At 74.6% G+C, this 25029-nt stretch carries 22 protein-coding genes; 13 read left to right on the forward strand and 9 right to left on the reverse strand.

Annotated elements, in window-relative coordinates; all coding sequences use genetic code 11:
* Positions 1-24 precede the first annotated feature (24 nt).
* The gene (locus tag ACWDBB_RS32185) at positions 25-816 is read right to left on the reverse strand and encodes a TIGR03089 family protein (protein ID WP_449792940.1); all 792 of its coding nucleotides are present in this window, start codon (positions 814-816) and stop codon (positions 25-27) included.
* Between the two features lie 104 nt (positions 817-920).
* On the opposite strand from ACWDBB_RS32185, the gene ACWDBB_RS32190 reads away from it, so the two are divergent.
* Together ACWDBB_RS32190 and ACWDBB_RS32195 are read left to right on the forward strand one after the other, a co-directional pair.
* The gene (locus tag ACWDBB_RS32190) at positions 921-2069 is read left to right on the forward strand and encodes a peptidoglycan recognition protein family protein (protein WP_449792941.1); all 1149 of its coding nucleotides are present in this window, start codon (positions 921-923) and stop codon (positions 2067-2069) included.
* A gap of 161 nt (positions 2070-2230) precedes the next feature.
* Positions 2231-3142, forward strand: a complete 912-nt coding sequence (locus tag ACWDBB_RS32195; RefSeq protein ID WP_449792942.1) for a DNA-3-methyladenine glycosylase family protein — start codon at positions 2231-2233, stop codon at positions 3140-3142.
* A 27-nt stretch (positions 3143-3169) separates the two neighbouring features.
* On the opposite strand, the gene ACWDBB_RS32200 is transcribed toward ACWDBB_RS32195, so the two are convergent.
* From ACWDBB_RS32200 to ACWDBB_RS32210, 3 genes are read right to left on the reverse strand one after another with little or no spacing between them, the layout of a single operon-like run.
* The gene (locus ACWDBB_RS32200; protein ID WP_449792943.1) at positions 3170-4462 is read right to left on the reverse strand and encodes a coenzyme F420-0:L-glutamate ligase; all 1293 of its coding nucleotides are present in this window, start codon (positions 4460-4462) and stop codon (positions 3170-3172) included.
* The gene (cofD, locus tag ACWDBB_RS32205) at positions 4459-5418 is read right to left on the reverse strand and encodes a 2-phospho-L-lactate transferase (protein WP_449792944.1); all 960 of its coding nucleotides are present in this window, start codon (positions 5416-5418) and stop codon (positions 4459-4461) included. Before cofD ends, ACWDBB_RS32200 begins: the two co-directional genes overlap by 4 nt.
* Before the next feature lie 41 nt (positions 5419-5459).
* The gene (locus tag ACWDBB_RS32210; RefSeq protein WP_449792945.1) at positions 5460-6101 is read right to left on the reverse strand and encodes a cysteine dioxygenase; all 642 of its coding nucleotides are present in this window, start codon (positions 6099-6101) and stop codon (positions 5460-5462) included.
* 624 nt (positions 6102-6725) lie between these two features.
* Between ACWDBB_RS32210 and ACWDBB_RS32215 the strand changes: the two genes are divergently transcribed.
* The 3 genes from ACWDBB_RS32215 to ACWDBB_RS32225 all read left to right on the forward strand — a co-directional run bounded on the left by ACWDBB_RS32215 (position 6726) and on the right by ACWDBB_RS32225 (position 12798).
* Positions 6726-6998 carry a WhiB family transcriptional regulator gene (locus tag ACWDBB_RS32215; RefSeq protein ID WP_030062195.1) on the forward strand — a complete coding sequence of 91 codons (273 nt, stop codon included), beginning with the start codon at positions 6726-6728 and terminating at the stop codon, positions 6996-6998.
* Between the two features lie 226 nt (positions 6999-7224).
* A complete protein-coding gene (locus tag ACWDBB_RS32220) occupies positions 7225-11067 on the forward strand; it encodes a glycosyltransferase (protein WP_449792957.1) in 3843 nt (1280 codons plus the stop codon).
* Between the two features lie 21 nt (positions 11068-11088).
* Positions 11089-12798: a DUF5719 family protein gene (locus ACWDBB_RS32225; RefSeq protein ID WP_449792946.1), complete on the forward strand. Its 1710-nt coding sequence runs from the start codon at positions 11089-11091 to the stop codon at positions 12796-12798.
* A gap of 60 nt (positions 12799-12858) precedes the next feature.
* Here the strand turns inward: ACWDBB_RS32225 and ACWDBB_RS32230 are convergent, their stop codons facing one another.
* On the reverse strand, positions 12859-13311 hold the full coding sequence (locus ACWDBB_RS32230) for a metallopeptidase family protein (RefSeq protein ID WP_392884459.1): 453 nt from the start codon (positions 13309-13311) through the stop codon (positions 12859-12861).
* Positions 13312-13474: 163 nt separating this feature from the next.
* On the opposite strand from ACWDBB_RS32230, the gene ACWDBB_RS32235 reads away from it, so the two are divergent.
* The 6 genes from ACWDBB_RS32235 to ahcY all read left to right on the forward strand — a co-directional run bounded on the left by ACWDBB_RS32235 (position 13475) and on the right by ahcY (position 19838).
* A complete protein-coding gene (locus tag ACWDBB_RS32235; RefSeq protein ID WP_449792947.1) occupies positions 13475-13840 on the forward strand; it encodes a DUF3499 domain-containing protein in 366 nt (121 codons plus the stop codon).
* 129 nt (positions 13841-13969) lie between these two features.
* Positions 13970-15355, forward strand: coding sequence for a phosphomannomutase/phosphoglucomutase (locus tag ACWDBB_RS32240; RefSeq protein ID WP_449792948.1), 1386 nt, complete (start codon positions 13970-13972; stop codon positions 15353-15355).
* A gap of 123 nt (positions 15356-15478) precedes the next feature.
* Positions 15479-15661 carry a Trm112 family protein gene (locus ACWDBB_RS32245; protein WP_224284587.1) on the forward strand — a complete coding sequence of 61 codons (183 nt, stop codon included), beginning with the start codon at positions 15479-15481 and terminating at the stop codon, positions 15659-15661.
* Positions 15662-15742: 81 nt separating this feature from the next.
* Positions 15743-16993, forward strand: a complete 1251-nt coding sequence (locus ACWDBB_RS32250) for an SIS domain-containing protein (RefSeq protein WP_449792949.1) — start codon at positions 15743-15745, stop codon at positions 16991-16993.
* Positions 16994-17072: 79 nt separating this feature from the next.
* A complete protein-coding gene (locus tag ACWDBB_RS32255) occupies positions 17073-18050 on the forward strand; it encodes a cation diffusion facilitator family transporter (RefSeq protein WP_449792950.1) in 978 nt (325 codons plus the stop codon).
* 339 nt (positions 18051-18389) lie between these two features.
* Positions 18390-19838 carry an adenosylhomocysteinase gene (gene ahcY / locus ACWDBB_RS32260; RefSeq protein ID WP_392884466.1) on the forward strand — a complete coding sequence of 483 codons (1449 nt, stop codon included), beginning with the start codon at positions 18390-18392 and terminating at the stop codon, positions 19836-19838.
* A 70-nt stretch (positions 19839-19908) separates the two neighbouring features.
* Here ahcY and ACWDBB_RS32265 read toward each other — a convergent pair whose 3' ends face one another.
* Entirely contained in the window at positions 19909-20934 is a 1026-nt protein-coding gene (locus tag ACWDBB_RS32265) for a hypothetical protein (protein ID WP_449792951.1), read from the reverse strand.
* Positions 20931-21443: a SigE family RNA polymerase sigma factor gene (locus ACWDBB_RS32270; protein WP_449792952.1), complete on the reverse strand. Its 513-nt coding sequence runs from the start codon at positions 21441-21443 to the stop codon at positions 20931-20933. Before ACWDBB_RS32270 ends, ACWDBB_RS32265 begins: the two co-directional genes overlap by 4 nt.
* A gap of 117 nt (positions 21444-21560) precedes the next feature.
* Here ACWDBB_RS32270 and ACWDBB_RS32275 point away from each other — a divergent pair, with 117 nt between their 5' ends.
* Positions 21561-22199 (forward strand): hypothetical protein, encoded by a 639-nt coding sequence (locus ACWDBB_RS32275; protein WP_392924524.1) that lies wholly within the window; start codon positions 21561-21563, stop codon positions 22197-22199.
* 89 nt (positions 22200-22288) lie between these two features.
* On the opposite strand, the gene ACWDBB_RS32280 is transcribed toward ACWDBB_RS32275, so the two are convergent.
* Positions 22289-23293, reverse strand: a complete 1005-nt coding sequence (locus ACWDBB_RS32280) for an RDD family protein (RefSeq protein ID WP_449792953.1) — start codon at positions 23291-23293, stop codon at positions 22289-22291.
* Between the two features lie 320 nt (positions 23294-23613).
* Here ACWDBB_RS32280 and ACWDBB_RS32285 point away from each other — a divergent pair, with 320 nt between their 5' ends.
* Positions 23614-24618 (forward strand): stage II sporulation protein M, encoded by a 1005-nt coding sequence (locus ACWDBB_RS32285; RefSeq protein WP_449792954.1) that lies wholly within the window; start codon positions 23614-23616, stop codon positions 24616-24618.
* Positions 24619-24754: 136 nt separating this feature from the next.
* On the opposite strand, the gene ACWDBB_RS32290 is transcribed toward ACWDBB_RS32285, so the two are convergent.
* Positions 24755-25029, reverse strand: a 275-nt coding sequence (locus tag ACWDBB_RS32290; RefSeq protein WP_449792955.1) for a hypothetical protein, incomplete at its 5' end; no start/stop codon positions are given.

The following is a 25029-nucleotide window of genomic DNA, read 5'->3' on the forward strand; positions in this document are numbered from 1 at the left end:
TACCCGCCAGGCCCGGCCCGGGGGTTAGCCGAGGCGCAGTGTCACCCGTTCGGATTCGGTCCGCTTCTCCCACTGCCCGGCGTCCAGCCCCTGCGAGTTGCGGCACAGCACCACCGAGGCGCCGGCCGCCAGCGGCGCCAGCAGACCGGCCTCCAGACCGGTCCAGTCGTCGAAGGACAGGGTGGACAGGACCCGGTCACCGGGCTTCAGACCGAGCCGGACCGCGCCCTCCCTGGCCAGTGCCACGGTCTGCTCGCCCGTCAGCTTCAGCGGCAGTCCGTCCACCGCGGTCTCCAGGGCCGGCGCGTCCGGGGCGACGGGGGAGTACGGCGCGAAGCGGTCGCCCTGGCCGGGCACCTCGGCGGCGTAGTCGAGGAAGCCGTCCGGACGCTGCGGGAAGCGGCCGCCGAGCGGGCGCAGGGCGAGCGCGACCCGCTCGCCCTCGCACGCCTGGGCGACCTCCAGCCCGTCCGGGCCGCTGACCACCAGGTCGGCGGCGGCAGGGTCGCCGCCAGGCACCGCCGTCACCCCGACGGACCAGCAGGCCAGCAGCCACACGGCGCTCTGCCAGTGGGCGGGCAGCAGCAGCGCCGCCCGGTCGCCGGGACCGGCGTTCAGCTCGTCCTGGAGGAGGTTGGCGGTCTTGGCCACCCAGTTGTCGAAGGTGCGGGCGGACAGCTCCACCCGCTCGCCGGTGGCGTCGTCGTAGAAGGTGACCAGCGGGGCCGCGGGATCGACCGAAGGGGTGCCGCCGCGCAGGAATGCGTGCAGCAGCTCGACGGGGGTGCGGGCATCGGCAGCGAAAGGCGCAGTCATGGTGCGCCCCAGCCTACGGCCTTCGGGTGGGAGGCAGGGAGGGGCGGCCGAACGGGCGCGCAGCGGCGTGGCGGGCGGTCCGTTTTGCGGCGACGATCCGTTTCATGCGCCTTTCACTACCGGCCGCCCTGCTCGCCGGCTGCACCGCCGCCCTCCTCCTCCAACCCGCCGCCACCGCGGCCCCCTCGCCCTCCTCGCCAGCCCCGCAACGCCACGACTTCCCCGGCGGCGGCTCGACCACCACGCTCCCGCTGCCCGACGGGGCCGGACTCGCCCCGCGCGGCACCCCGCCGTTCGACCTCCTCGGCCTGGGCTGGGACGGCCCGGCCGACGCGCTCGCCGGCGCGGTGGCCCGGGTCCGCACCCGGGACGCGGCCACCGGCCGCTGGAGCGACTGGCACCGGCTGGAGGCCGACGCCGGGGACGGCCCCGACCACCCGGCGCACGGCGCCACCGCCCCGCTCTGGACCGGCCGCAGCGACGGCGTCGCGGTCGAACTGCGGCCCGGGCCCGCCGGAGTGCCGCCCGGGCTGCGGGTCGACCTGGTCGACCCGGGGCCAGGCGCCGCCTCCGCCGCCGTACGGACCCTGCCCGCGGAGCCGCCCGTGGGGTCCTCCGTCGGGCCGCCCAGCGTGCTCCTCACCGGCCAGGCCCCGCGCCCGGCGATCGTCACCCGGGCTGGCTGGGGCGCAGACGAGTCACTGCGCGGGAAGGACTTCGACTACACCGGCCCGGTCCGCGCGGTGTTCATCCACCACACCGCCACCGCCACCGCCTACGACTGCGCCGACGCGCCCCAAATGATCCGGGCGATCTACCAGTACCACGTGAAGACCAACGGCTGGCGGGACATCGGCTACAACTTCCTGGTCGACCGCTGCGGCACCGTCTACGAGGGCCGGGCCGGCGGCGTGGAGCAGCCCGTCCACGGCGCCCACACCCTCGGCTTCAACACCGACACCTCCGGCGTCGCCGCGATCGGCACCTATGTCGACGACCAGCCGCCCCAGCCCCTCCTCGACGGCCTCGCCGCCATCTCCGCCTGGAAGCTCGGCCTCACCGGCCGCGCCACCGACGGCCGCACCAAGCTCACCTCGGGCTCCAGCGCCAGCCGCTACCCCCTGGGCACCGTCGTCGAGTTCGACGCCATCTCCGGCCACCGCGACGGCGTCGCCACCGAATGCCCCGGCGACGCCCTCTACGCCCGCCTGCCCGCCCTGCGCGCGGCCGGGGCCCGGCTCCAGGCCCCCTGACCCGCCGCTCTCCCCGTCCCCCTCCGCTTCCCGCGTCCCGCCCGGGGCGCGGGAGCCTCGTGCCGCGCGGCGCCCGTCCGGCGCCCCCTCCGGGCCTGTCCGACCCCGCGCGTATCGTTCATATCCGGGGGCTACACCAGGAGGCGACACAGGAGGCGACGGTGGAGGCAGTACGGCGCTGGCGCCCGGGCTTCCCGCTGGACGTCGCCCGCACCCTGCTCCCGCTGCGCCGAGGCCCCGCCGACCCGGCGTACCGCAGCACCGGCGACGGCGCCGTCTGGCGCGCCTCCCGCACCCCGGCCGGTGTCGGCACCCTGCGGGTGCTGCCGCGTCCGGCCGCCGGCGAGGTCGAGGCGAGCGCGTGGGGTCCGGGCGCGGACTGGCTCCTCGACCGCCTCCCCGCCCTGCTCGGCGCGGAGGACGCCCCGGAGTCGCTGGTCCTGCCGCCCGGTCCGCTGCGGGACGCCCAGCGCCGTACCGCCGGGGTCCGGCTGACCAGGACGGGGCTGGTGCTGGAGTCGCTGATACCGGCGATCCTGGAGCAGAAGGTCACCACCGACGAGGCCTACCGCGCCTGGCGCACCCTGCTGCGGGACTTCGGCACCCCGGCGCCGGGCCCGGCCGAGGGCATGTGGGTGGCGCCGTCGGCCCGCGAGTGGGCGCTGGTGCCGAGCTGGGAGTGGCACCGGGCGGGCGTGGACCCGAAGCGCTCCGCGACGGTCATCCGCGCGGTCCGGCTGGCGCCGCGGCTGGAGGAGTCCTCGGCGATGGGCCACGAGGAGGCCTTCGCCCGTCTCACCGCCGTCCCCGGCATCGGGGTCTGGACGGCCGCCGAGACGCTGCAGCGCAGCAACGGCGACCCGGACGCGGTCTCGGTCGGGGACTTCCACCTGCCCAACCTGGTCGGCTGGGCCCTGGCCGGCCGCCCCCGCAGCGACGACGCCCAGATGCTCGCCCTGCTGGAGCCCTACCGCCCCCAGCGCCACCGGCTCTGCCGCCTCCTGCTGGCCGCCGGCGCCCGGGCCCCCCGCTACGGCCCCCGCCTGGCCCCCAACGACCACCGCCGCCGCTGAGCCGGTCCGCTTCCGCCGCGACCGGCCCTACCGCACCTCGATGAAGGCGTCGGCACTGCGCTCCGGGCGGGGCTTCGGGGGTTCGGCGGGGCGGCCGACGGCGATGGCGCCCATCGGGTCCCAGTCGTCCGGGAGGTCCAGGGCCGCTCGTACGGTGTCGCGGCAGAACATCGTGGACGAGACCCAGGCGGAGCCGTAGCCCTCGCCGGTGAGCGCGACGAGCAGGTTCTGCACGGCGGCGCCGGCCGAGACGGTGAACATCTCCCGTTCGGCGGTGGCCCGGCGCCGGTCGGGGTAATCGTGCGAGCCGTCCGTCACCAGGCAGGGCACCACCAGGTACGGGGCGTCGCGCAGGACGTCGCCGCGGGCGGTGCGCCGGGCGATCCGCTCCTCGTCCCAGCCGTCGAGCTCGCGCAGGTCGCGCTGCCAGGCGGCGAGCATCGCGTCGAGCAGCCGCACCCGGGTGTCCGCCGACTCCAGCAGCACGAACCGCCACGGTGTGGTGTGGTGCGGGGCGGGCGCGGTGACGGCGGCGGCGACGGCCCGCCGGACGGCGCCCGGGTCGACCGGCTCCGCCGTGAAGGAGCGGACGGTGCGCCGCAGGGTGACGGCCTGGCGCAGCGCCTCGGAGGTGCCGAGCCGGAACATGTCGTCCGCGGAGGGCCGCACCAGCGGCCGGACGCCCTCGCCGTCCTCGGCGGTGACGAGGTGTCCGAGTCCGCGCACCACCGCCACCGGGACGCCGGTCGTCTTGCCCTTCACCAGGTCGGCGGCGGCGGCGAGTTCGTCGGCCGTCGCGACGACGGTCGACTCCAGCGTGTTGCCGTGGCCGTCGACGCGCCCCCGGTGGTCGTCCAGGACGCCGAGCCCGGCGGCGCCGATCGCGACGTCGGTCAGCCCGTCGCGCCAGGGCCGTCCGAAGGTGTCGGTGAGGAGGATGGCGAGCCGGCGGCCGGTGAGCTGTTGGAGCCGGGCCCGCAGCGCCCTCGCGGAGGCGTCCGGGTCCTCGGGCAGCAGCAGCACGGTGCCGGGGGCGGTGTTGGAGGCGTCGACGCCGGCGGCGGCCATGACGAAGCCGTTGCGGTTCTCCACGATCCGGATCGGCCCGCGCCGGGCGACCAGCCGGACGCTCTCGGCGTCGATCGCGGCCTCCCGGTCGGCGGCGTGCAGCAGCCGGCCCTCGGCCTTGCTGACGATCTTCGAGGTGACCAGCAGGATGTCGCCGTCCTGGTACGTCCCCGCCTTGGCGATGAGCTCGCCCAGGTCCGCCCCGGCCGTGACCTCCGGGATGCCGTCGACTCCGAGGATCTCCAGCGTCACTTGCGCACCTGCTCCGCCAGGGCCAGCGCGGCGCGCGCCATCTCGGCGGTGGCCTCGACGTCGGTCATCAGCAGCGGGACGGCCCGGCAGGCGATCCCGCCGGCCTCGACGGCGGCCACCGAGGCCCGGTCCACGGTGTCCACCAGCCATCCGTCGATCAGGGCGGAGCCGTAGTGGAGTGCGACCGCGTCCGCGGTGGCCTCGACGCCGACCGCCGCGAGCACCTTGTCGGCCATGCCGCGCACCGGCGCCCCGCCGACGATCGGGGAGAGCCCGACCACCGGGGCGGGCGCGGCGGCGACGGCCTCCCGGATGCCGGGGACGGCGAGGATGGTGCCGATCGAGACCACCGGGTTGGACGGCGGGAAGAGGATGACGTCCGCCTCGGCGAGCGCCTCCAGCACGCCGGGCGCGGGCTTGGCGGTGTCCGCGCCGACCGCGACGATCGCCTCGGCGTCCACCGCGGCGTGCAGCTTGACCCAGTACTCCTGGAAGTGGATCGCCCGGGTGCCCTGCCCGTCGGTGATCCGCACGTGGGTCTCGACCCGGTCGTCGCTCATCGGCAGCAGCCGCACGCCCGGCTTCCAGCGCACGCACAGCGCCTCGGTGACCTGGCTGAGGCTGTACCCGGCGGTGAGCATCTGGCTGCGCACGAGGTGGGTGGCGAAGTCCCGGTCGCCGAGCCCGAACCACTCGGGGCCGACGCCGTACTCCTTCATCTCGGCCTTGATGGACCAGGTCTCGTCCGTCCGGCCCCAGCCCTGCTCCTCGTTGATGCCGCCGCCGAGGGTGTACATCACGGTGTCGAGGTCGGGGCAGACCTTGAGGCCGTAGAGGTGGATGTCGTCGCCGGTGTTGCCGATGACGGTGATCTCGTCCTGCGGTCCGACTGCCGCGCGGAGCCCGCGCAGGAAGCGCGCTCCGCCGATTCCGCCTGCCAGTGCCACGATGCGCATGGGGCTCATCCTGCCACGGTCGGACTTCCCGTCAGCCGGGTTCAGTGCGATCCGGCCTGCGCCTGCCGCTCCGGGTGCTGCTCGGGGACGGCGGTTGCGCCGTACTGGTTCATCTCGGTCAGGCCCGGGGCGTAGAGGTGGATGGAGACGGCGGGTTCGAGCGCGCCGTTGACGACCTCGTGCAGGTATCCGGAGGAGAACACCCGCTGCCCGCCCGGTCGCAGCTCCCGGGTCTTCTCGCCGGTCGGGGTGAGGGAGCGTTCGACCAGCTCGCCCCGGACGACGCTCATCACGCCGGAGGACTCGCCGTGGTCGTGGAAGCCGCTGGACTGGCCGGGCAGCCAGCTGAGCAGCCAGACCTCGTAGCCGGGGCCGGTCTCCAGCCGGGCGTACCAGCGGGTCAGCGCGTCGTAGCGGACCAGCGGCTCCCAGCGGGCGCGGTCGGCGGCGATCTCGCGCACCAGCCGGGCGTACTCGGCGACGCTGGTGGGGTGGGCCGGCAGGTCGGTGCGGGCCAGGTGCGGGAAGGCGAGCGGGTCGCCCGCGATGGAGACGTCGCTGAGGCCGTCGGCCCACTGGCGGGTCCGGGCGTCGGCGGGGGTGCCGGTGCGGACGGTGGCGGGGCTGCGGCGGGCGAGCTTGTTGCGGTCGCGGTTCCGCTTGCGGATGCGGATCATGCGCACGGGAGTCGTCCTCGGAGGGGTCGGCTGGTGTGTCGGGATCAGCCGGATCCGGGATGTCCTGGGACGGGAATCGCGGGCGGCCTCTGTGCTTCCTGGGGGCGGCGCGCGGTGGGACGCGGGCGCCTAGATACAGCAGGAACAGAGGCGACAACAGGAGTTCACGGCACGGCGGAGGGTGGAACCGCTCCGGGGGCTGGCGAACTCTGACATAGCAGCAAGGACACCGCATTCGCAGGGCCGGTGTCAAACGCAATGATGCGGCATTCGAGTGGGTTAGGTCCGGATCTTTCCCTGATGGGGTGATTCATCACTCTCTATGTTTCGATGGGAAGATCGCCGGGAAGGCAGGCCGATGACCGGCCTTGTGGCGGTGATCGTGCGTCACCCGGCGAGTGGTTGCGGATGGTTCGGCACCGTTCAGGACTTTGAGGCGAAAGGTCCGATGTGTCCGGATATGTACACTATTCGTAACGGCTTGGTGCCAGGGAGTGAATCCCGGCCCCAATACCAGAGCTCGGCTTGACTGGGCCAGAGTGACGCAACTGTAATTTCACTCGTGTCGTCAGCCGCAGGAGGCAACGGCAACCACGGGGACGCCAAGTAGGGGCAGAGGAGGCGCGCCATATGAGCGAGCTCTTTGAGCTGTTGATCGGGGACGGCATCGCGGAGGACGAGGAGGAACTCGGTTGGCAGGAGCGTGCGTTGTGCGCGCAGACCGACCCCGAGTCCTTCTTCCCCGAGAAGGGCGGCTCGACTCGCGAGGCGAAGAAGGTCTGCCTCGCCTGCGAGGTCCGCTCGGAGTGCCTGGAGTACGCCCTCGCCAATGACGAGCGCTTCGGCATCTGGGGCGGCCTCTCCGAGCGCGAGCGCCGGCGGCTCAAGAAGAGCGCGGTCTGACCGGACGGCCCCGGGCCCCCGCTGACCCTTCGACAACGACGGACAACCGCACAGCTGTACGGGCGCCTCACCGCGGTGGTGGGGCGCTTTCGCGTTCCCAGGGCCCCTTTCACCGTCCCCGCACGCACACCCCGGACGAAGCGGTCATCAGGAGCCGTTAGTGTGGTGCGCCATCCGGTTGCCGTTCACCGGCTGTGTCCACCGAGAACTGGGGCCCGCGCACTCGATGACCGTCTACAGCCACCAGAGCGGCTTCACCGCTTCCCGGCCGCCCGCCTACCCGCGCCACCTGGTCACCGCCGTGGTCGTCTCGCACGACGGCGCCCGCTGGCTCCCGCAGGCCCTGGCCGGCCTGCTCGGTCAGGACCGCCAGGTCCAGCGGATCCTCGCGGTCGACACCGGATCCACCGACAACTCTCCGCAACTGCTCGCGGACACCCTCGCCGACTGGCTGCCCGAGAGCGGCCCGCTGGTCCTCGGCCGCCGGGCCGGCTTCGGCACCGCCGTCGCCGAGGCCGTGGCCGGCAGCGCGCCCCTGCGCCCGGAGGACCTGCCGTACCGGCTCGACCCCTCCGGCTACGACCCGGTCACCGGCGGCTGGGACGACTTCGGCGACCCGCTCGCCCAGGAGGACGACCTCGGCCGCGGCGGCCCGCGCGAGACCCGGCCGGTCGAGTGGCTCTGGCTGCTGCACGACGACTGCGAGCCGCAGACCGACGCGCTGCGCCGACTGCTCCAGGTCGCCGACTCCACCCCCAGCGCCGCCGTGGTCGGCCCCAAGCTGCGCAGCTGGTACGACCGCCGCCAGCTCCTGGAGGTCGGCGTCACCATCGCCCGCTCCGGCCGCCGCTGGACCGGCCTCGACCGCCGCGAGCAGGACCAGGGCCAGCACGACCAGGTCCGCCCGGTGCTCGCCGTCTCCAGCGCCGGCATGCTGGTGCGCCGGGACGTCTTCGAGGAGCTCGGCGGCTTCGACCGGGCCCTCCCGCTGATGCGGGACGACACCGACTTCTGCTGGCGGGTCAACGCCGCCGGCCACCGGGTAGTGGTCGCCCCCGACGCCGTGCTGCGGCACGCCGAGGCGGCCGCCCGCGAGCGCCGGGCGATCGACTGCGGCCCCTCCCACCCGCACCGGGTGGACAAGGCCGGCGCCGTCTACACCCTGCTCGCCAACAGCAAGGGCGCGCTCTTCCCCTACGTCCTGCTGCGGCTGGTGCTCGGCACCCTGGTGCGGGCCGTCACCAACCTGCTCGGCAAGGACCCGCGCCAGGCGTTCGACGAACTCGCCGGCCTCGGCCACGAACTCGTCCGCCTCCCACGGCTGTTGGCCGCGCGCAAACGCCGCGCCAAGTCCCGGTCGGCGGACGCCCTGGACGACCGCACGCTCTTCCCGGCCCCCGGCGCCACCACCCGGCTGGCGGTCGAGGGCGTCATCGGCTCGCTCGGGATCGGGGGCGGCGACGACACCAGCGGCCGGCACGGCTCGGCCGAGGCCGGCGGCGACGAGGACGCCGAGGACCTGGTCGTCGAGCAGTTCACGCTGCTCAAGAAGCTCGCCCGGCGCCCGGCGCCGGTGCTGTTCGCGGCCCTGCTGGTGTTCGCCCTGATCGCCTGCCGCGGCCTGCTCGCCGGCGGGGAACTGTTCGGTGGCGCCCTGCTGCCCGCGGCCGACGGGGCCGGCGGCCTCTGGTCGATGTACGCGGACTCCTGGCACCCGGTCGGCACCGGCTCCACCGCCGCCGCACCGCCGTACCTCGGCGTGCTCGCGGTGCTCTCGTGGCTGCTGTTCGACCACGCCGACCTCGCGCTCACCCTGCTCGTGGTGCTCGCCGTCCCGCTGTCCGCGGTCAGCGCCTACCTGGTGTCCCGGCCGCTGCTGGACTCCAAGCTGGTCCGCGCCTGGGCCAGCGCGACCTACGCGCTGCTGCCCGCCGCGACCGGCGCGCTCGCCCAGGGCCGGATCGGCACCGCCGTGCTCGCCGTGCTGCTGCCGCCGCTGGCCCGCGCCGCCGCCATCGCGGCCGGCCTCGGCATCCGGGACGAGAGCGCCGCCAAGGGCGCCCGCCCGGGCTGGCGCCCGGTCTGGATGACCGTCCTGCTGCTCACCCTGGCCACCGCGTTCGTCCCGATAACGTGGGCGCTCGCGGTGCCGCTCTGCCTGGCGATGCTGGTCGTCGCGGTGGTGCGCGGCGGCGCCTTCGGCTCCGGCGGCACGGCGCTGCGGCTGCTCGGCCTGCGCGTCCTGGTGATCCTGGCGGTGCCGGTCGCGGTGCTGGCCCCGTGGTCGCTCAAGGTGCTGTCGCACCCGCAGTGGCTGCTGCTGGAGGCCGGGCTGCCCGGCCTGCACGGCACCGGCGCGAGCGCGGCCGGCCTGCTGCTGGTCAACCCGGGCGGCGCCGGAGTGCCGCCGATCTGGCTCTCGGCGGGTGTCGTGCTGGCCGCGCTGGCCGCGCTGCTGCGCGCCGACCGCCGCCGCGCGGTGCTCGTGGCCTGGGGCGCGGCCGGCGCCGGTCTGGTCTTCGCGGTCGCGGTGGCGGGCACCTCGGTCACCCCGGCCTCCGGTGGCCCGGCGGTGCCCGCCTGGGCCGGACCGGCCACCCTGATCGCCGGGATCGCCCTGCTGGCCGCCGCCGCGATCGGCGCCGACGGCGCCAACGCCCGCGTCGCCGGGATCGCCTTCGGCTGGCGCCAGCCGGTGGCCGCCCTGGTGGTGGCCGCGGCCGTCCTGGCCCCGCTCGGCACCGGCCTGTGGTGGGCGCTGACCGGCGCCGGCGGTCCGCTGCACCGCGGCCAGGCAGACCAGGTCCCCGCCTTCATCGCCGAGGAGGCCGGCACCACCGACCGGGCCCGCACCCTCGTCGTCACCGGTGACAGCAACGGCGGCGCGGTCCGCTACACCGTGCTGCGCGGCGCCGGTCTGACGCTCGGCCAGGCCGAGTCCACCGTCGACCCGGCGACCGGCACCCAGGACGGTCTGAACCGGATGGTCGGCAGCCTGCTGGCCGGCTCCGGTGCCGACCAGGCGAGCGCCCTGGCCGGCTACGGCATCGCCTACGTGCTGGTCCAGCAGCCGGTGATCGACGTCTACAAGGACGTCCTGGACACCACCCCCGGCCTGGTCAAGGCCAACCAGGACGGCGCCGCCGCGCTCTGGCAGGTCAACGGCGCCCCCGCGGTCCGCGCGGTGATCACGGCCCCGGGCGCCACCCCGGTGGTCGTCCCGTCCGGCGCCCGCGACCTGTCCACCACCGTCCCGGCCGGCCCGGACGGCCGGGTGCTGCGGCTCGCCGAGTCCGCCGCCCCGGAGTGGAAGGCCACCGTGGACGGCACCGCGCTGGAGCCCACCAGGGTCGACGGCTGGGCGCAGGGCTTCAAGCTCCCGGCCGCCGGCGGCAAGCTGACCGTCACCCGGGAGGGCGGCGCCGCCCACACCGGCTGGATCTGGGCCCAGGTGCTGCTCGGCCTCACCATCCTGGTGCTGGCCCTGCCCGGCCGCCGCAGCCACAAGGACGACGACCTGCCCGAGGAGGTGGTCGCCGCCGCCGCGCTGGCCGCCGCCCAGACGCAGGCCCCCGCGCCCGGCAGCCGCCGGGCCCGCCGGATGGCCGAGCGCGGCGAGGCCGGCGAGGGCGCCGAGGGCGGCGCCGAGGAGTCCGGGGTGTACGACAGGCCGGGCGCGATCCCGGCCCAGCCGACCGCCGAGCCGCTGACCGGAGCCGTCCAGGCGGCCGCCGCCGTCCAGGACACCGAGCAGTACAGCGACCCGTACCAGGCGTACCAGCAGGCCGACCCGTACAGCTACGACCAGTACGCGGCCCAGCAGCCGGCCGCCGCACCGTACGGCGGACAGACGTACGACGGCTACCAGCAACAGCAGCAGGGCTACGAGCAGCCGTACCAGCCCGAGCAGCAGCCGTACGGCTACGACGCCCACGGGTACCAGGGGCACCAGCCGCAGCCGGACGGGCAGTCCTGGGGGCCCGGCCGGCAGCAGCCCGAGCCCTACTACGACCCGAACGACCCCAACGGCCCCGGCCGGTACCCGCACCAGCACGGATCGGGGAGCTGACCCGCGATGAAGAAGCCCGCGATGAAGAAGCCAGCGTTCAGGAAGAAGTCCGGCGCCGACGCGGCCGCCGAGCCGGCCGGGCCCGCCTTCGCGGCGGAGCCGTCCGGGCCGGCCCCGGCGGCCCGCCCCGGCCGCAGCCGGTTCGCCGCCGGGGCCGGCGGCGCGGCCAGGACCACCCCGTCGCTGCTCGCCGCGGCCGTGGTGCTGGCGGCGGTGTTCGGGATCGCCGAGGTGCGCCCGCCGGCCGCTCCGGCCAAGGCGGCCGCCGGCGTGGCGCCGACCACCGCACAGGTGGAGCGGACGTCCGCGGTCTGCCCGCAGCCGCTCCAGGGCCTGACCGGCTCGACCACGCTCACCGCCTACACCCCGCCCGGGACGGGCGCCGCCACCGGCGGGGCCGGCTGGCTCTCCGACGCGGCCGCGCCCGCCGCCCAGCCGACCGCCGCTCCGGCGGCGCCCGCCACCCCGGCGCCGACCGGCTCGGGCACCCCCGCCGCCCCTGTCCAGGACAGGAACGCGGCGCCCGCCGACGCCCGGCTGACCGTCCCCAAGCCCGGCACCCCGGCCACCGGCCCGGCCGCCAACGGCGACGCCGCGCCCGGCACCGGGGCCGTCGCCACCGGCGTCCTCGCCCCCGGCTTCACCGTCACCCAGACCACGGTGGTCACCGAGCCGCGCGGCCTCGGCCTGTCCGGCCTCACCTGCACCCCGGCCGGGACCGGCTTCTGGTTCGCCGGGGCGAGCACCGCCGCCGACCGGGTCGACTACGTCAGCCTGGTCAACACCGAGTCCTCCGCCGCGGTGGTGGACATCAAGCTGTACGGCGACAAGGGCTTGATCGACAACGACGCCGCCAACGGGATAACCGTCCCGCCCGGCAGTTCCCAGGCCATCCTGCTGTCGACCATCAGCAAGGGCGCGGTCGCCGACCTCGCGGTGCACGTGGTGGCGCGCTCCGGGCGGGTCGGGGCCGCGCTGCACGCCGCCGACAGCGGTAAGGGCGCCGACTGGGTCCCGGCCTCGGCCGACCCGGCCCCCGTCCAGGTGCTGCCCGGCCTGCCCGCCGACACCGCCTCGGCCCGCCTGGTGGTCTGGGCGCCGCCCGAGGACGACGCCGACCTGAAGATCCAGCTGTCCGGCAAGAACGGCTGGTTCAGCCCGGCCGGCAACGAGTCGATCCACGTCAAGGCGGGCATGGTGGCCGCCGTCGACCTCGGCAAGGTCACCCGGGACGAGGTCGCCGGGCTGCGGCTGTCGCCCAGCGACGACAAGCACCGCACCCCGATCGTGGCCGGACTGCGGGTCGACCGGGCGGCGGCCAACGGCAAGACCGACGCGGCCTGGCTGACCGGCAGCAACCCGGTCGGTGCCCGCGCCACCGTCGCCGACAACCGGGCCGGCGCCTCCACGCTCTACCTGACCTCCAGCGGCGACGCCGCCACCGTCCGGGTCACCGCCTCGGCCGGCAGCGGCGGCGGCACCCCGGCCACCAAGGAGGTCCAGGTCCCGGCCGGCGGCACGGTCGCCCTCCCGGCACCCGAGCCCGCCGGGCTGAACGGGACCTTCGCGCTCACCGTGGAGACCGTCTCCGGCGGCCCCGTGGTGGCCGCCCGGATGCTGTCCCTGCCGGCCAAGGACGTGCCGATGTTCACCGTCCAGGCGCTGCGCGACGACCGCAGCACCGTCAAGGTCCCGCAGGCCGGCCAGGACCCGGGCGTCGTCCTGCGCTGAGCCGTCCCGCTCGGGGCGGACGACGGGGGCGGCACCACCGGGTGCCGCCCCCGTCGGGGTTCAGTCCTCGTCGTAGCGCGGGTCGATGGCGTCCGGCGACAGCCCCAGCAGCTCGGCGACCTGCTCGATCAGGATCTCGTGCACCAGCGCCGCGCGGTCCTCCCGGGTCTTCGCCCGGATCTCCACCGGCCGCCGGTACACCACGATCTGGCTCTTGCGCCCCTGCCCGCCCGGCGACACCCGCCCGAGCGGCACGCCGTCCTCGGGGTCGGCGCCGTCCGGCTCGTGCAGCGGCACCTCCTGCACGGCGAACTCCACCTCGATCAGCTGCGGCCAACGCCGCTCGAGGCGCTCCACCGACTCGCGCACGTAGTCGTCGAACAGTTCGGAGCGGGTGAGCGAGATCGGCACCTGGGGCGGCGCCAGTGGGCCGCGCAGGCCCCGCCCGTGCCGGTCGCGGTGCCGGGGGCGGCGCGCCGGGCCTGTCGATGACTGCGGTGCGGAGCTGTCCATATCACTGCCGAGGGTAGTCCTTGGACGGTCGGAAGTGGACCACTCCGACGGGGAATCACACGGGGCGCCGGATCCGCGCCCCGGCGCTCGGAGGGCGACACGGCACCCCCTCCGGGCAGCCGGTCTTCGCTCCCCGGCGGGGAGTGCGGTACCGTCCACCCTCGTGAGCTCTGTACGTCGTTGTTCGCGGACCGCGTGCGGCCGGCCGGCCGTCGCGACGCTGACGTACGTCTACGCGGACTCCACCGCCGTCCTCGGCCCGCTCGCCACCTACGCCGAGCCGCACTGCTACGACCTGTGCGCCGAGCACGCCGAGCGCCTCACCGCCCCGCGCGGCTGGGAGGTCGTCCGGCTCGCCGCGGAGGCCGGGCCGCTGCGCCGCAGCAGCGACGACCTGGAGGCGCTGGCCAACGCCGTGCGGGAGGCCGCCCGCCCGCAGACCCACCGTCAGGGCCGGGCCCCCGAGGGCGAGTCCACCGAGGGCGGCCGCCGCGGCCACCTCCGGGTCCTGCGCTCGCCCGACAACTGAGGCCTCACCCGGCACGGGGCGTTCGTCCGGCCCGGGTACGCTGCCCGTCTACCGTCACCGCGCCCGTCGACCGGACGCGCGGTGGCCCAGACGTATCGTGATCAGTCCTAAGACCAGGGTGGAGCCGCAGTGCGCGACCTCAAGCAGCTCGTGAAGGCGTACGACGTCCGGGGCGTCGTCCCGGACCAGTGGGACGAGAGCCTGTCCCGGGCCTTCGGTGCCGCGTTCGTGCAGGTCACCGGCGCGTCCGCGATCGTGGTCGGGCACGACATGCGGCCCTCCTCCCCGTCGCTGAGCCTGGCCTTCGCCGAGGGCGCGGCGGCCTACGGCGCCGACGTGGTGCAGATCGGGCTGTGCTCCACCGACCAGCTGTACTACGCCAGCGGCAAGCTCGACCTGCCCGGCGCGATGTTCACCGCCAGCCACAACCCGGCCCAGTACAACGGCATCAAGCTGTGCCGGGCCGGCGCCGCCCCGGTCGGCCAGGACACCGGCCTGGCCGAGATCCGCGAGCTGGTCGAGTCCTGGACCGCCGAGGACGACACCGTCACCGTCCCGGCCAAGGACGTGAAGCCGGGCGCGCTGTCCGCCCAGGACACCCTGCGCGGCTACGCCGACCACCTGCTGGGCCTGGTCGACCTCACCGCGATCCGCCCGCTCAAGGTCGCGGTGGACGCCGGCAACGGCATGGGCGGCCACACCGTGCCGACCGTCTTCGACGGCCTGCCGATCGAGCTCGTCCCGATGTACTTCGAGCTGGACGGCACCTTCCCGAACCACGAGGCCAACCCGCTCGACCCGAAGAACCTGGTCGACCTCCAGGCCAAGGTCCGCGAGGTCGGCGCCGACGTGGGCCTGGCCTTCGACGGCGACGCCGACCGCTGCTTCGTCGTGGACGAGCGCGGCGAGCCGGTCTCCCCGTCGGCGATCACCGCCCTGGTGGCCGTCCGCGAGGTCGCCCGCGCCAAGGCCGCCGGCGAGGCCGAGCCGACGGTCATCCACAACCTGATCACCTCCTGGACCGTCCCCGAGGTGGTCCGCGAGCTCGGCGCCAAGCCGGTGCGCACCCGGGTCGGCCACTCCTTCATCAAGCAGGAGATGGCCGAGACCGACGCCGTCTTCGGCGGCGAGCACTCCGCCCACTACTACTTCCGCGACTTCTGGCGCGCCGACACCGGCATGCTCGCCGCGCTGCACGTGCTGGCCGCGCTCGGCGGGCAGCCGGGCACGCTGTCCGCGCTCACCGCCGAGTACGACCGCTACGCCGCCTCCGGCGAGATCAACAGCACCGTGGCCGACCAGGCCGCCAGCACCGCCGCCGTCCGCGCCGCGTACGCCGGCGGCGAGGGCACCACGGTGGACGAGCTGGACGGCCTGACCGTGGCCGGCCCGGACTGGTGGTTCAACCTGCGCGCCTCCAACACCGAGCCGCTGCTGCGCCTGAACGTCGAGGCCAAGGACCCGGCGAAGATGGCCGAGCTACGCGACGGTGTGCTCGCCGTCGTCCGCGGCTGAGCCCCCAGGCCCGGGGGCCACGGTCCGAGCCCCGCGCCTGACCACGGGCCCCGGTGCCCCGGCCGGTAGGGTTTCCTATCGGCCGGGGCACCTCCGTGCCACCCCCGAACTTTGGAGAGCCCCATGAAGCTCGAATCCTTCCTGCTGGAGATCCTGGTCTGCCCGCAGTGCCGGGCCGCGCTCGCCGAGGGCGGCACCGAGGAGCAGCCCGAGCTGGTCTGCACCGGTGCGGACTGCGGCCTCGCGTACCCGGTCCGCGAGGGCATTCCGGTCCTCCTGGTGGACGAGGCCCGCCGCCCGGCGTGATCCTGGGGGCGAAGCCCCACCCCGACCGCCCGGCGCGCAGCGGAGCGCGCGCCCAGAGGACCGCAGCCGGAGGTTCGCCGCATGCTCGACGACACCCTGCTCGACGACCCGGCCGCGCTGCAGCGCGCCGACCACGACCGCGCCCTGCTGGCCCTGGCCGGCGCCGGCGCGCGGGTCCGCACCGCGCTGCGGCAGGCCGAGGCGGCCGGCCTCGACCGGCTGCGTCCGGACGGCCGTCCGCGCGCCGTCCTGGTCGCCGGGCACGGCAGCGCGCTGACCGCCGCCGAGATGCTGTCCGCGCTGGCCGGCACGGGTTCCCTGGTCACCGCGCTGCCGCCGACCGAGGCGGCCGCCCCGCGCGCCGACCGGGCCGGCGCCCGGCCCGCCTTCACCGCCGGACTCGGCTGGCAGCTGCCCGGCTGGGCCGGCCCGCTGGACCTGCTGGTGATCAGCTCCGCCGACGGCGGCGAGCAGGGCCTGGTCAGCCTCGCCGAGCAGGCGTACGCGCGCGGCTGCGCGATCGTCGTCACCGCCCCGGCCGGCAGCGCGCTGGCCGAGGCCGCGCTGCAGGTGCGCGCGCTGCCGCTGCCGTTCACGGCCTCGGTGCTGTCCGAGGACCTCGCGCCCGTGGCCGCCGCCGAGCCGGACCTGCCGGCCGAGGACCCGGCGGCGCTCTGGTCCCACCTCACCCCTATGCTGGCGCTGGCCCAGAAGATCGGCCTCACCCAGCTCCCGTACGACGCGCTGCCGGCCGTCGCCGACCTGCTGGACGCCGCCGCGGTGCGCTGCCGCCCGGACGCCGCCGCGTACACCAACCCGGCGAAGGGCCTGGCCGCCCGGCTGGCCGGGACGGTCCCGCTGCTGTGGGCCGAGGGCCCGATCGCCGGGGCCGCCGCCGCCCGGTTCGCCGCCCAGCTGGCCGACCGGGCCGGGCGCCCGGCGCTGGCCGGGCCGCTGCCGCAGGTGCTCACCGCCCACCGCGGCATGTTCACCGGGCAGTTGGGAGCGGGCGCCGACCCGGACGACTTCTTCCGCGACCGGGTCGAGGAGCCGGACCCGCTGTACCTGCAGGTCCTGCTGCTGCGGCACGTCCCGGGCGCGGCCGGACCGGTGACGGAGGAGGGGCGGGACGGCCCGGTCGAGGTGCCGGAGGAGGACGCCGGGCCGCGCAGCTTCGGCGTCACCCGGGCGCACCGGCTGGCCGCCGCCCACGACGTCCGGCTGACCGAGTACGCGAGCGCCCGGCCGGACGCGCTGCACGCGCTGGCCGACCTGGTCGCGCTGACCGACTTCGCCGCCGTCTACCTGGGGCTCGCGGCCGCGCAGTCCTGAGGCGGTCGGCCGGACGGGACTTCCAGGCCGGTACGGTAAGCGCTCGACGACGCTGACCGACCCGTGAGGAAGAAGAGGCATGAGTACCGAAGGCGGCACCAAGGCACTGATCGCGGCACTGTCCGCGAACCTGGCGATCGCGGCGGCCAAGTTCACCGCCTTCGGCTTCACCGGTTCCTCCTCGATGCTCGCCGAGGGCGTGCACTCCGTGGCCGACTCCGGCAACCAGGTGCTGCTGCTGATCGGCGGCAAGCGGGCGCGCCGGGAGGCCGACGAGGAGCACCCCTTCGGGTACGGCCGCGAGCGCTACGTGTACGGCTTCCTGGTGGCCATCGTGCTGTTCAGCGTCGGTGGCCTGTTCGCGATCTACGAGGGCTGGCACAAGATCAGCCACCCGGAGACGCTGGACGCCTGGGGCTGGGCGATCGGCGTGCTGGTCTTCGCGATCGGCATGGAGGGCTGGTCCTTCCTGACGGCGATGCGGGAGTCGGAGAAGGCCAAGGGCAAGCAGAGCTGGACCCAGTTCATCCGCACCGCCAAGGCGCCGGAGCTGCCGGTGGTGCTGCTGGAGGACACCGGCGCGCTGATCGGCCTGGTGCTGGCGCTGTTCGGCGTCGGGCTCACCGTGATCACCGGTGACGGCGTCTGGGACGGCATCGGCACCCTGTGCATCGGCCTCCTGCTGGTGGTGATCGCCGTGGTGCTCGCCCTGGAGACCAAGTCGCTGCTGCTCGGCGAGTCGGCGAACAAGGAGTCGGTGCGCCGGATCCGGGAGGCGCTGGTGGACGGCGAGACCGTCACCGGAGTGATCCACATGCGCACCCTGCACCTCGGCCCCGAGGAGCTGCTGGTCGCCGCCAAGATCGCCGTCAACGCCGAGGACAGCGCCGCCCGGGTCGCGGAGGCGATCGACGCGGCCGAGGAGCGGGTGCGCGCGGTCGTCCCGATCGCCCGGGCGATCTACCTGGAGCCCGACGTCTACAGCGCCGAGAAGGCCGCGGCGGGCGACGACCCGGCCGCCACGCCCGGTGGCCCGGGCCCCGGCGGCGAGCACTGAGCCGTCCCCGGCCACGGCCGGGGGACCCTCGCGGGCCCGGCTCGGGCCCGGTCGGACCGCAGGCCGAAATCGGTCATCGGCGGACGGCCGACGGGGCCGTCGGTGTAGATTCGTCACCAGAGCCAGAACGTCGCTGCTGATGGCGGTCGATCGGCGGTCCGCACCCGTAGGGCGTGCGCCGGTCGAGGGAGAGAGGTCCTCCGACGGTTTGTGCTGCGCAACGGGAGGCCGGTCCGGCGCGGATCCGGTGGTCCCGGCGTGGCCGTGCACCCGTACGGCCTGACGCGCGCGAAGCACGCCCGGAGCTTTGGCCCCACCCCATCAGCGAGGAGCAGACGCATGTCGACCGACATCACCGGTGACTTCAAGGTCGCCGACCTTTCCCTGGCGCCGTTCGGCCGCAAGGAGATCCAGCTGGCCGAGCACGAGATGCCCGGCCTGATGGCGATCCGCGCCGAGTACGCCGAGTCGCAGCCGCTGGCCGGCGCCCGCATCACCGGCTCGCTGCACATGACCGTGCAGACCGCCGTCCTGATCGAGACCCTGACGGCGCTCGGTGCCGAGGTCCGCTGGTGCTCCTGCAACATCTTCTCCACCCAGGACCACGCGGCCGCGGCCATCGCCGTCGGCCCGGAGGGCACCCCGGAGAACCCGCAGGGCGTGCCGGTCTTCGCCTGGAAGGGCGAGACCCTGGACGAGTACTGGTGGTGCACCGAGCAGGCCCTGACCTGGCCTGACGGCAAGACCCCGAACATGATCCTGGACGACGGCGGCGACGCCACCCTGCTGATCCACAAGGGCGTCGAGTTCGAGAAGGCCGGTGCCGCTCCGGACCCGTCCACCGCGGACAACGACGAGTTCCGGATCATCCTGGAGCTGCTCAACCGCACCCTCAAGGACACCCCGAACAAGTGGACCGAGGTCGCCTCCACGATCAAGGGCGTGACCGAGGAGACCACCACCGGTGTCCACCGCCTGTACGAGATGCACCGTGACGGCAAGCTGCTGTTCCCGGCCATCAACGTCAACGACGCCGTCACCAAGTCGAAGTTCGACAACAAGTACGGCTGCCGCCACTCGCTGATCGACGGCATCAACCGCGCCACCGACGTCCTGATCGGCGGCAAGGTCGCGGTCGTCTGCGGCTACGGCGACGTCGGCAAGGGCTGCGCCGAGTCGCTGCGCGGCCAGGGCGCCCGCGTGATCATCACCGAGATCGACCCGATCTGCGCGCTCCAGGCCGCGATGGACGGCTACCAGGTCACCACCCTGGAGGACGTCGTCTCGATCGCCGACATCTTCATCACCACCACGGGCAACAAGGACATCATCCTCGCCTCGCACATGGAGCAGATGAAGCACCAGGCGATCGTCGGCAACATCGGCCACTTCGACAACGAGATCGACATCGCGGGCCTGGCGAAGCTGCCCGGCATCGTGAAGACCGAGGTCAAGCCGCAGGTCCACGAGTGGCGCTTCGCCGACGGCCACACCATCATCATGCTGTCCGAGGGCCGCCTGCTGAACCTGGGCAACGCGACCGGCCACCCGTCCTTCGTGATGTCCAACTCCTTCGCCAACCAGACGATCGCCCAGATCGAGCTGTTCACGAAGACCGAGCAGTACCCGATCGGCGTCTACGTGCTGCCGAAGCACCTGGACGAGAAGGTCGCCCGCCTGCACCTCGACGCGCTGGGCGTGAAGCTGACCACCCTGACCCAGGAGCAGGCCGACTACATCGGCGTTCCGGTCGAGGGCCCGTACAAGGCCGAGCAGTACCGCTACTGACCGGTTGACGGTCCGACGGCCGGCGCCTCCTCTCCGGGGGCGCCGGCCGCCGGCGTGTGTGCGGGGTGCGTCAGCGGGCCCAGGACGCCTCGTCCGCGCCGAGCACGTCGAACCGTTCGAGCAGGCCGGCGAGCCCGCCGGCCGCCTGGACCGAGGGAGCCTGCGCCGCGGTGCCGTTGGCGCAGAGCCGGACGCCCTTCGCGACCCGGCACACCGGGGTGCCGCCGTCCGGCCGGCCGTCCACGAACGTCCCGAAGCCCTCCGGCTGGACCGTGACGCTCAGCCACTTGCCGTCGACGGTGTACGACAGGATGGCGCTCCACTTGGGCTCGGAGTCCTTGGTGGGCCGGTGGACCTCGGCGGTCCGCAGCCTGAGGTCGGCGGGCACGCCGGTCGGCCGCACCGGGAACGGGACGTCCGAGCCGCCGAACCGGACGTCGGCCGCGACCCGTAGCAGGTCGTCCTGGACCTTCGACCCCAGCCACACCGTGGCGCGCAGTTCGGCCCAGCGGCCGGAGTCGGTCAGCCAGCGCAGGCCGACCGTGGTTCCCGACGCGTCGGTGACCAGCCAGTGGGCCTCCCGGCCGGCGACCGGGGGCGCGGTGGCGGTGTGCGTACCGGGGGCGGGGGACTCCTCGGTGCCGCGCAGCAGCTGGAGCTTCAGGTCGGGGACCGCGTTGAGGACGGCGACCGTGGTGGCCGCGGTCGCGACGGACCGGCCGTCGCTGTTCGCGTAGCCGACGGCCGGGTGCGCCAGCCACTGCGGCAGCCAGCCGAAGCGGACCTCCGTGCTCAGCGGACCGGTGGCGGCCGCCGGGGTCGGCGCGGCGGTCGGGGAGGGCGTGATCGAGGCCGGTGCGGTGGGCGCGGGGACGGCCGGCGCGGGCGGGCCCCCGGCCGGGCGCAGCAGCAGCACCCCGGCCAGGACGGCGGCGGTCGACCCGGCCACCACGCCGATCAGGGCCTGCCGTCGGCGGCGCAGCCGGACCCGCCCGCGGGCGATCACGGCCGAGGCGTCGAGTGCGGGGGGCGGCGCCGGGGCCTCGGCGAGGGCGCTCAGCCGGGCGGTCAGATCACGCTGCTCGTGCGTCCTCATGGCGTCCTCTCGGTGGTGGTGGGACGAGGGGTGAGGGTCGTCCGGAGGGTGGCGAGAGCGCGTGAGGTCTGGCTCTTCACATTGCCCGAGGAGCAGCTCATCGCATCGGCGGTCTGATCGACCGTGAGATCGCAGTAGTACCGGAGCACCACGGTGGCCCGCTGCCTGGGCGGCAGCGCGGCCAGCGCCTCGCGCAGGTCCAGGTTGGCGTCGAGGTCGGCGGCCACCGACGCGACGTCCACCGGCGTCGCGGTCCGCGAGATCCGCCGCCACCAGGAGGTGCGCTGCTCGGCGAGGAAGGTGTTGACCAGCACCCTGCGGGCGTAGCCGTCGAGGTTCTCCACCCGGCCGGCCCGTGACCAGTTCACGTACAGCTTGGTCGCGCACTCCTGCACCAGGTCGTCGGCCCGGTGCCAGTCCCCGCACAGCAGATAGGCGACCTTGCGCAGCCAGCCGCTCCTGGAGGCCACGTAATCCGTGAACTCCACGTCGCGCGTCTGCTTCGCCATCCGCACCCCCTCTCGTCGTGGTGGCGACGCGCCGCCGCGCCGTCCGCCGCTCTAATGCGGGCACCGGCCGGAAGGTTGCACGCGGAGCGCGCACGCGGCGCACGTAGGCTTTCCGGCATGCCCAACGGCCGGTACTCGCTCCATGACCCTCATGACCACGTCCTGCTCGGGGAGGAGCGCTTCAGCTGCGCCCCCGGGGCGGCCGGCTGGCGGTACGTCTCCAAGACCTACGCGCCGGACGGCCGGGTGCTCGGCAGCACCGACCTCACGCTGGACTCGCGGGCCCGGCCGCTGCGGATGGAACTGCGGGCCGGCGGCTGGCAGGTGCGCGGCGGGGCGGTGGACGGGGTGGCCTGGGTCCGTACCGACGCGGCCGACCCCGGTGGCGAGCACGCGGTGGAGGGCCACGACCGGGCGCACGCCTTCACCGGCCGCTCGCCGGGCTTCCTCGTCGCCACCGCCCGGCTGCTGCGGCTGCGGGAGGGGGCGAGCGCGCGGGTGCGGCTGGTGGCCTTCACCGAGCCGGTGCTGGCGCCGCGCACCCTCGACCAGGGGTGGCTGCTGGAGGGCGTCGACACCCACGAGACGGATTCGGGGCCGCTGCTGGTCGAGCGGTACCAGGTGGCGGACCTGGAGACGGGCGAGCAGCAGGTCGTGCACCTGGCGGGGGACGTGGTGCTGGCGGCGGAGGGGATCGAGCTGGAGGAGCTGGAGTCGCCGCCGAACGCCTGGCGGGTGGGGGCGGAGGAGGAGTAGCGGGCCCGTACGGCCGTGGTGGCCGGGCTTCGGGCGAGCCGGCTTCAGACGGGCGGGGCTCGGGCGGGCCGGGCTCGGGCGGGCCGGTTTCAGGCGGGCGGGGCGAAGCCGGTGTCGGTGGGCTTGTCGAGGGACGGTGCGGTCGGTGCGGCGGGCGGGGCCGGCGCGGGCGGGGCCGCGGGTACGGCCGGGGGCATGGGAGCGGGCTGCTGCTGCGGCGGAAGACCGAGGACCCGGGTGGGCCGACCGGCCGGGGCCATCGGAGCCGGCACGGGAGCCGGGGCCTGGGCGGGGACCGGCTGAGCGGGTACCGGCCCGGCCGCCCACTGCTGCTCCCGGGCCCGCGTCCACTCGCGCCGCTGGCGCTCGGTGAGCACCGCGCCCAGGTACGCCGCCGGGTGCAGCCCCGGTGCGACCGGGTGGCCGATCTTGGCGGACAGGTCCCCGGCCAGCCGGGTGGACATCTGGTTCATCACCGCGGGGTCCAACTGGCCGACCCGGCCGAGCAGTTGGCGGATGGCAAGCCAGAGCGGCTCCGGCACGGCGGACAGGTCCATCGCGACCAGCTCGTGGCCCATCGCCTGCAGCAGCTGCGGGTGCACGGGCGGCAGCGGGGCGGCGGAACCGCCCGCACCCGGGGTGCGCTCGCGGACGACCACCGTCCCGGCGAAGATGTCGCCGAGCCGCTTGCCGTCCGAGTGCACCGCCGAGGTGATCACGGCCGGGGCGCCGGTCAGCACGATCATCTCGAAGAAGCCGACCAGCCCGCGCACCAGCGAGTGCCGGAACCGCACCGGCCCGCCGTCGGTGCGCACCACCCGCAGACCGAGCGCGGCCTTGCCGAGCGAGCGGCCGCGGGTGAGGGTCTCGATCATCACCGGCACGGCCACCAGGAAGAACACCGTCAGGCCGATCATCGTGGCGGCCAGCGCGGCGTTGTCGAGGCCGATCAGGGCGACGCTCAGCACCAGCGTGAACACCAGCAGGGCGGCGAACTCCACCAACAGGTCGATCACGATCGCCAGGGCCCTGCTCGGAAGCTTCGCCGTCTGGAGGCCGAGAACGACCGCCTCACCCGTCACCAGGTCGCTCAAGACACCTGTCCGTTCACGTTCTTGGAGCCCGTACGGCTCGCCCATGGAGATCCACCCCTGGGACAGCGGCTGCACCCGGGGGAGGCAGTCACCCCGGACCGGCTCCCCCTGACCCGCTCTCCGCAGTCTGATCCGCAGCCGCCAACATACGGGGCCCGGCGGGCGCACGGGAAGTGAGATCCCGACGGCCCGGGCGGCAGTCCCTGCTGGCATGCTGGGCCGCACGCGTCCGCCCGGACCCGCCGGCCCGGACCGCCAGCCTGGACCCACCCGCCCGCCCGCGCACGTCCGCGCCCGCCGCCGATCATGGAGCCGCCGAAATGGACCTGGACGTCTTCGTCGCCACCCACCAGGGGGAGTGGGCCCGGCTGGACGCCCTCGCCCGGCGGCGCCGGCTCAGCGGCGAGGAGGCCGACGAACTGGTCACGCTCTACCAGCGCGCCACCGGCCACCTGGCCAAGGTCCAGGCCGCCGCGCCCGATCCGGCCCTGGTGAGCCGATTGACCGGCCTGGTCTCCCGCGCCCGCAGCGCGGTGACCGGAGCCCGGACCAACGGCTGGCAGGACGTCGCCCGCTACTACACGGTGAGCTTCCCGGCCGCCTTGTACCGCGCGCGCCGCTGGTGGGTGCCGGTGGCGATCGTCTCGATGGTCGCCGCCGTCCTGCTCGCGTGGTGGGTGGCCACCCACCCGGAGGTCCGCAACAGCCTGGTCGCACCCGAGCACCTCCAGGAGCTGACCCGCCCCGGCGGCCAGTACGAGACGTACTACTCGGACCGGCCGGCCAGTTCCTTCGCGGCGCAGGTCTGGACGAACAACGCCTGGATCGCCGTGCAGTGCCTGCTGTTCGGGATCGCGCTGGGCATTCCGGTGCTCTACGTGATGTGGACCAACGCGGTGAACCTCGGCGTCGGCGTCGGGCTGATGGCCTCGGCCGGTCGCCTCGACGTCTTCCTCGGCCTGCTCATCCCGCACGGCCTGCTGGAACTGACCGCGGTCTTCGTGGCCGGCGGCCTCGGCCTGCGCCTCGGCTGGACCGTCATCGACCCCGGCCCGCGGACCCGCTCGGTGGCGCTGGCGGAACAGGGCCGCGCGATCATCGGCATGTCGATCGGCCTGGCGACGGTGCTGGCGGTCTCCGGCGTCCTCGAAGCCTTCGTGACCCCGTCCGGCCTGCCGACCTGGGCCCGCATCTCCATCGGCGTGCTCGCCGAGGCGGCCTTCCTCGTCTACGCCCTGGTGCTGGGCCGAAAGGCCGCCGCGGACGGCGAGTCCGGTGATCTGGACGCGGCCGATCGGGCGGACCTCCAGCCCGTCGCGGCCTGAGCCCGATGTGATCAACAGGCTCCTGACCTGCTACTCTTCCTCTCACCCCGGCCAAACCATTGACGTGGTGCGGGTGGGCTAGTAGGTTTGAACGGTTGGGACTGACTGGACAACAGTCGGGCCCGGGCGTTAGTGTCTACGACACCGCCGAATCGAGGCGAGCGCGTTTCACGAAATGCGCGCCCTCCGACGAAGCAAATCCCACGGACTGAGCACTCCGAAAGCCTTGATAGGCTTCGGGACGAAGTTCGCAGGAAATCCCGCCAGCGGGAATCGGATGAATGAAGCCCCGGTAAACGGAGCGGAAAACATCTGGTAAGCTGGAAACACGAAAGAACGAAGCCCGGAGGGCCCGCTGGAAGGCGGTCCGAAGGAAGCGTCCGTTCCTTGAGAACTCAACAGCGTGCCAAA

The organism is Kitasatospora sp. NPDC001095 (assembly GCF_053598615.1).

Coding starts and splice junctions, on each gene's coding strand:
- ACWDBB_RS32220 (WP_449792957.1), top strand. CDS start 7,225: ATGACCGTCTACAGCCACCAGAGCGGCTTCACCGCTTCCCGGCCGCCC.
- ACWDBB_RS32275 (WP_392924524.1), top strand. CDS start 21,561: ATGCCCAACGGCCGGTACTCGCTCCATGACCCTCATGACCACGTCCTG.
- ACWDBB_RS32225 (WP_449792946.1), top strand. CDS start 11,089: ATGAAGAAGCCAGCGTTCAGGAAGAAGTCCGGCGCCGACGCGGCCGCC.
- ACWDBB_RS32255 (WP_449792950.1), top strand. CDS start 17,073: ATGAGTACCGAAGGCGGCACCAAGGCACTGATCGCGGCACTGTCCGCG.
- ahcY (WP_392884466.1), top strand. CDS start 18,390: ATGTCGACCGACATCACCGGTGACTTCAAGGTCGCCGACCTTTCCCTG.
- ACWDBB_RS32190 (WP_449792941.1), top strand. CDS start 921: ATGCGCCTTTCACTACCGGCCGCCCTGCTCGCCGGCTGCACCGCCGCC.
- ACWDBB_RS32265 (WP_449792951.1), bottom strand. CDS start 20,934: ATGAGGACGCACGAGCAGCGTGATCTGACCGCCCGGCTGAGCGCCCTC.
- ACWDBB_RS32285 (WP_449792954.1), top strand. CDS start 23,614: ATGGACCTGGACGTCTTCGTCGCCACCCACCAGGGGGAGTGGGCCCGG.
- ACWDBB_RS32215 (WP_030062195.1), top strand. CDS start 6,726: ATGAGCGAGCTCTTTGAGCTGTTGATCGGGGACGGCATCGCGGAGGAC.
- ACWDBB_RS32270 (WP_449792952.1), bottom strand. CDS start 21,443: ATGGCGAAGCAGACGCGCGACGTGGAGTTCACGGATTACGTGGCCTCC.
- ACWDBB_RS32230 (WP_392884459.1), bottom strand. CDS start 13,311: ATGGACAGCTCCGCACCGCAGTCATCGACAGGCCCGGCGCGCCGCCCC.
- ACWDBB_RS32185 (WP_449792940.1), bottom strand. CDS start 816: ATGACTGCGCCTTTCGCTGCCGATGCCCGCACCCCCGTCGAGCTGCTG.
- cofD (WP_449792944.1), bottom strand. CDS start 5,418: ATGCGCATCGTGGCACTGGCAGGCGGAATCGGCGGAGCGCGCTTCCTG.
- ACWDBB_RS32250 (WP_449792949.1), top strand. CDS start 15,743: ATGCTCGACGACACCCTGCTCGACGACCCGGCCGCGCTGCAGCGCGCC.
- ACWDBB_RS32245 (WP_224284587.1), top strand. CDS start 15,479: ATGAAGCTCGAATCCTTCCTGCTGGAGATCCTGGTCTGCCCGCAGTGC.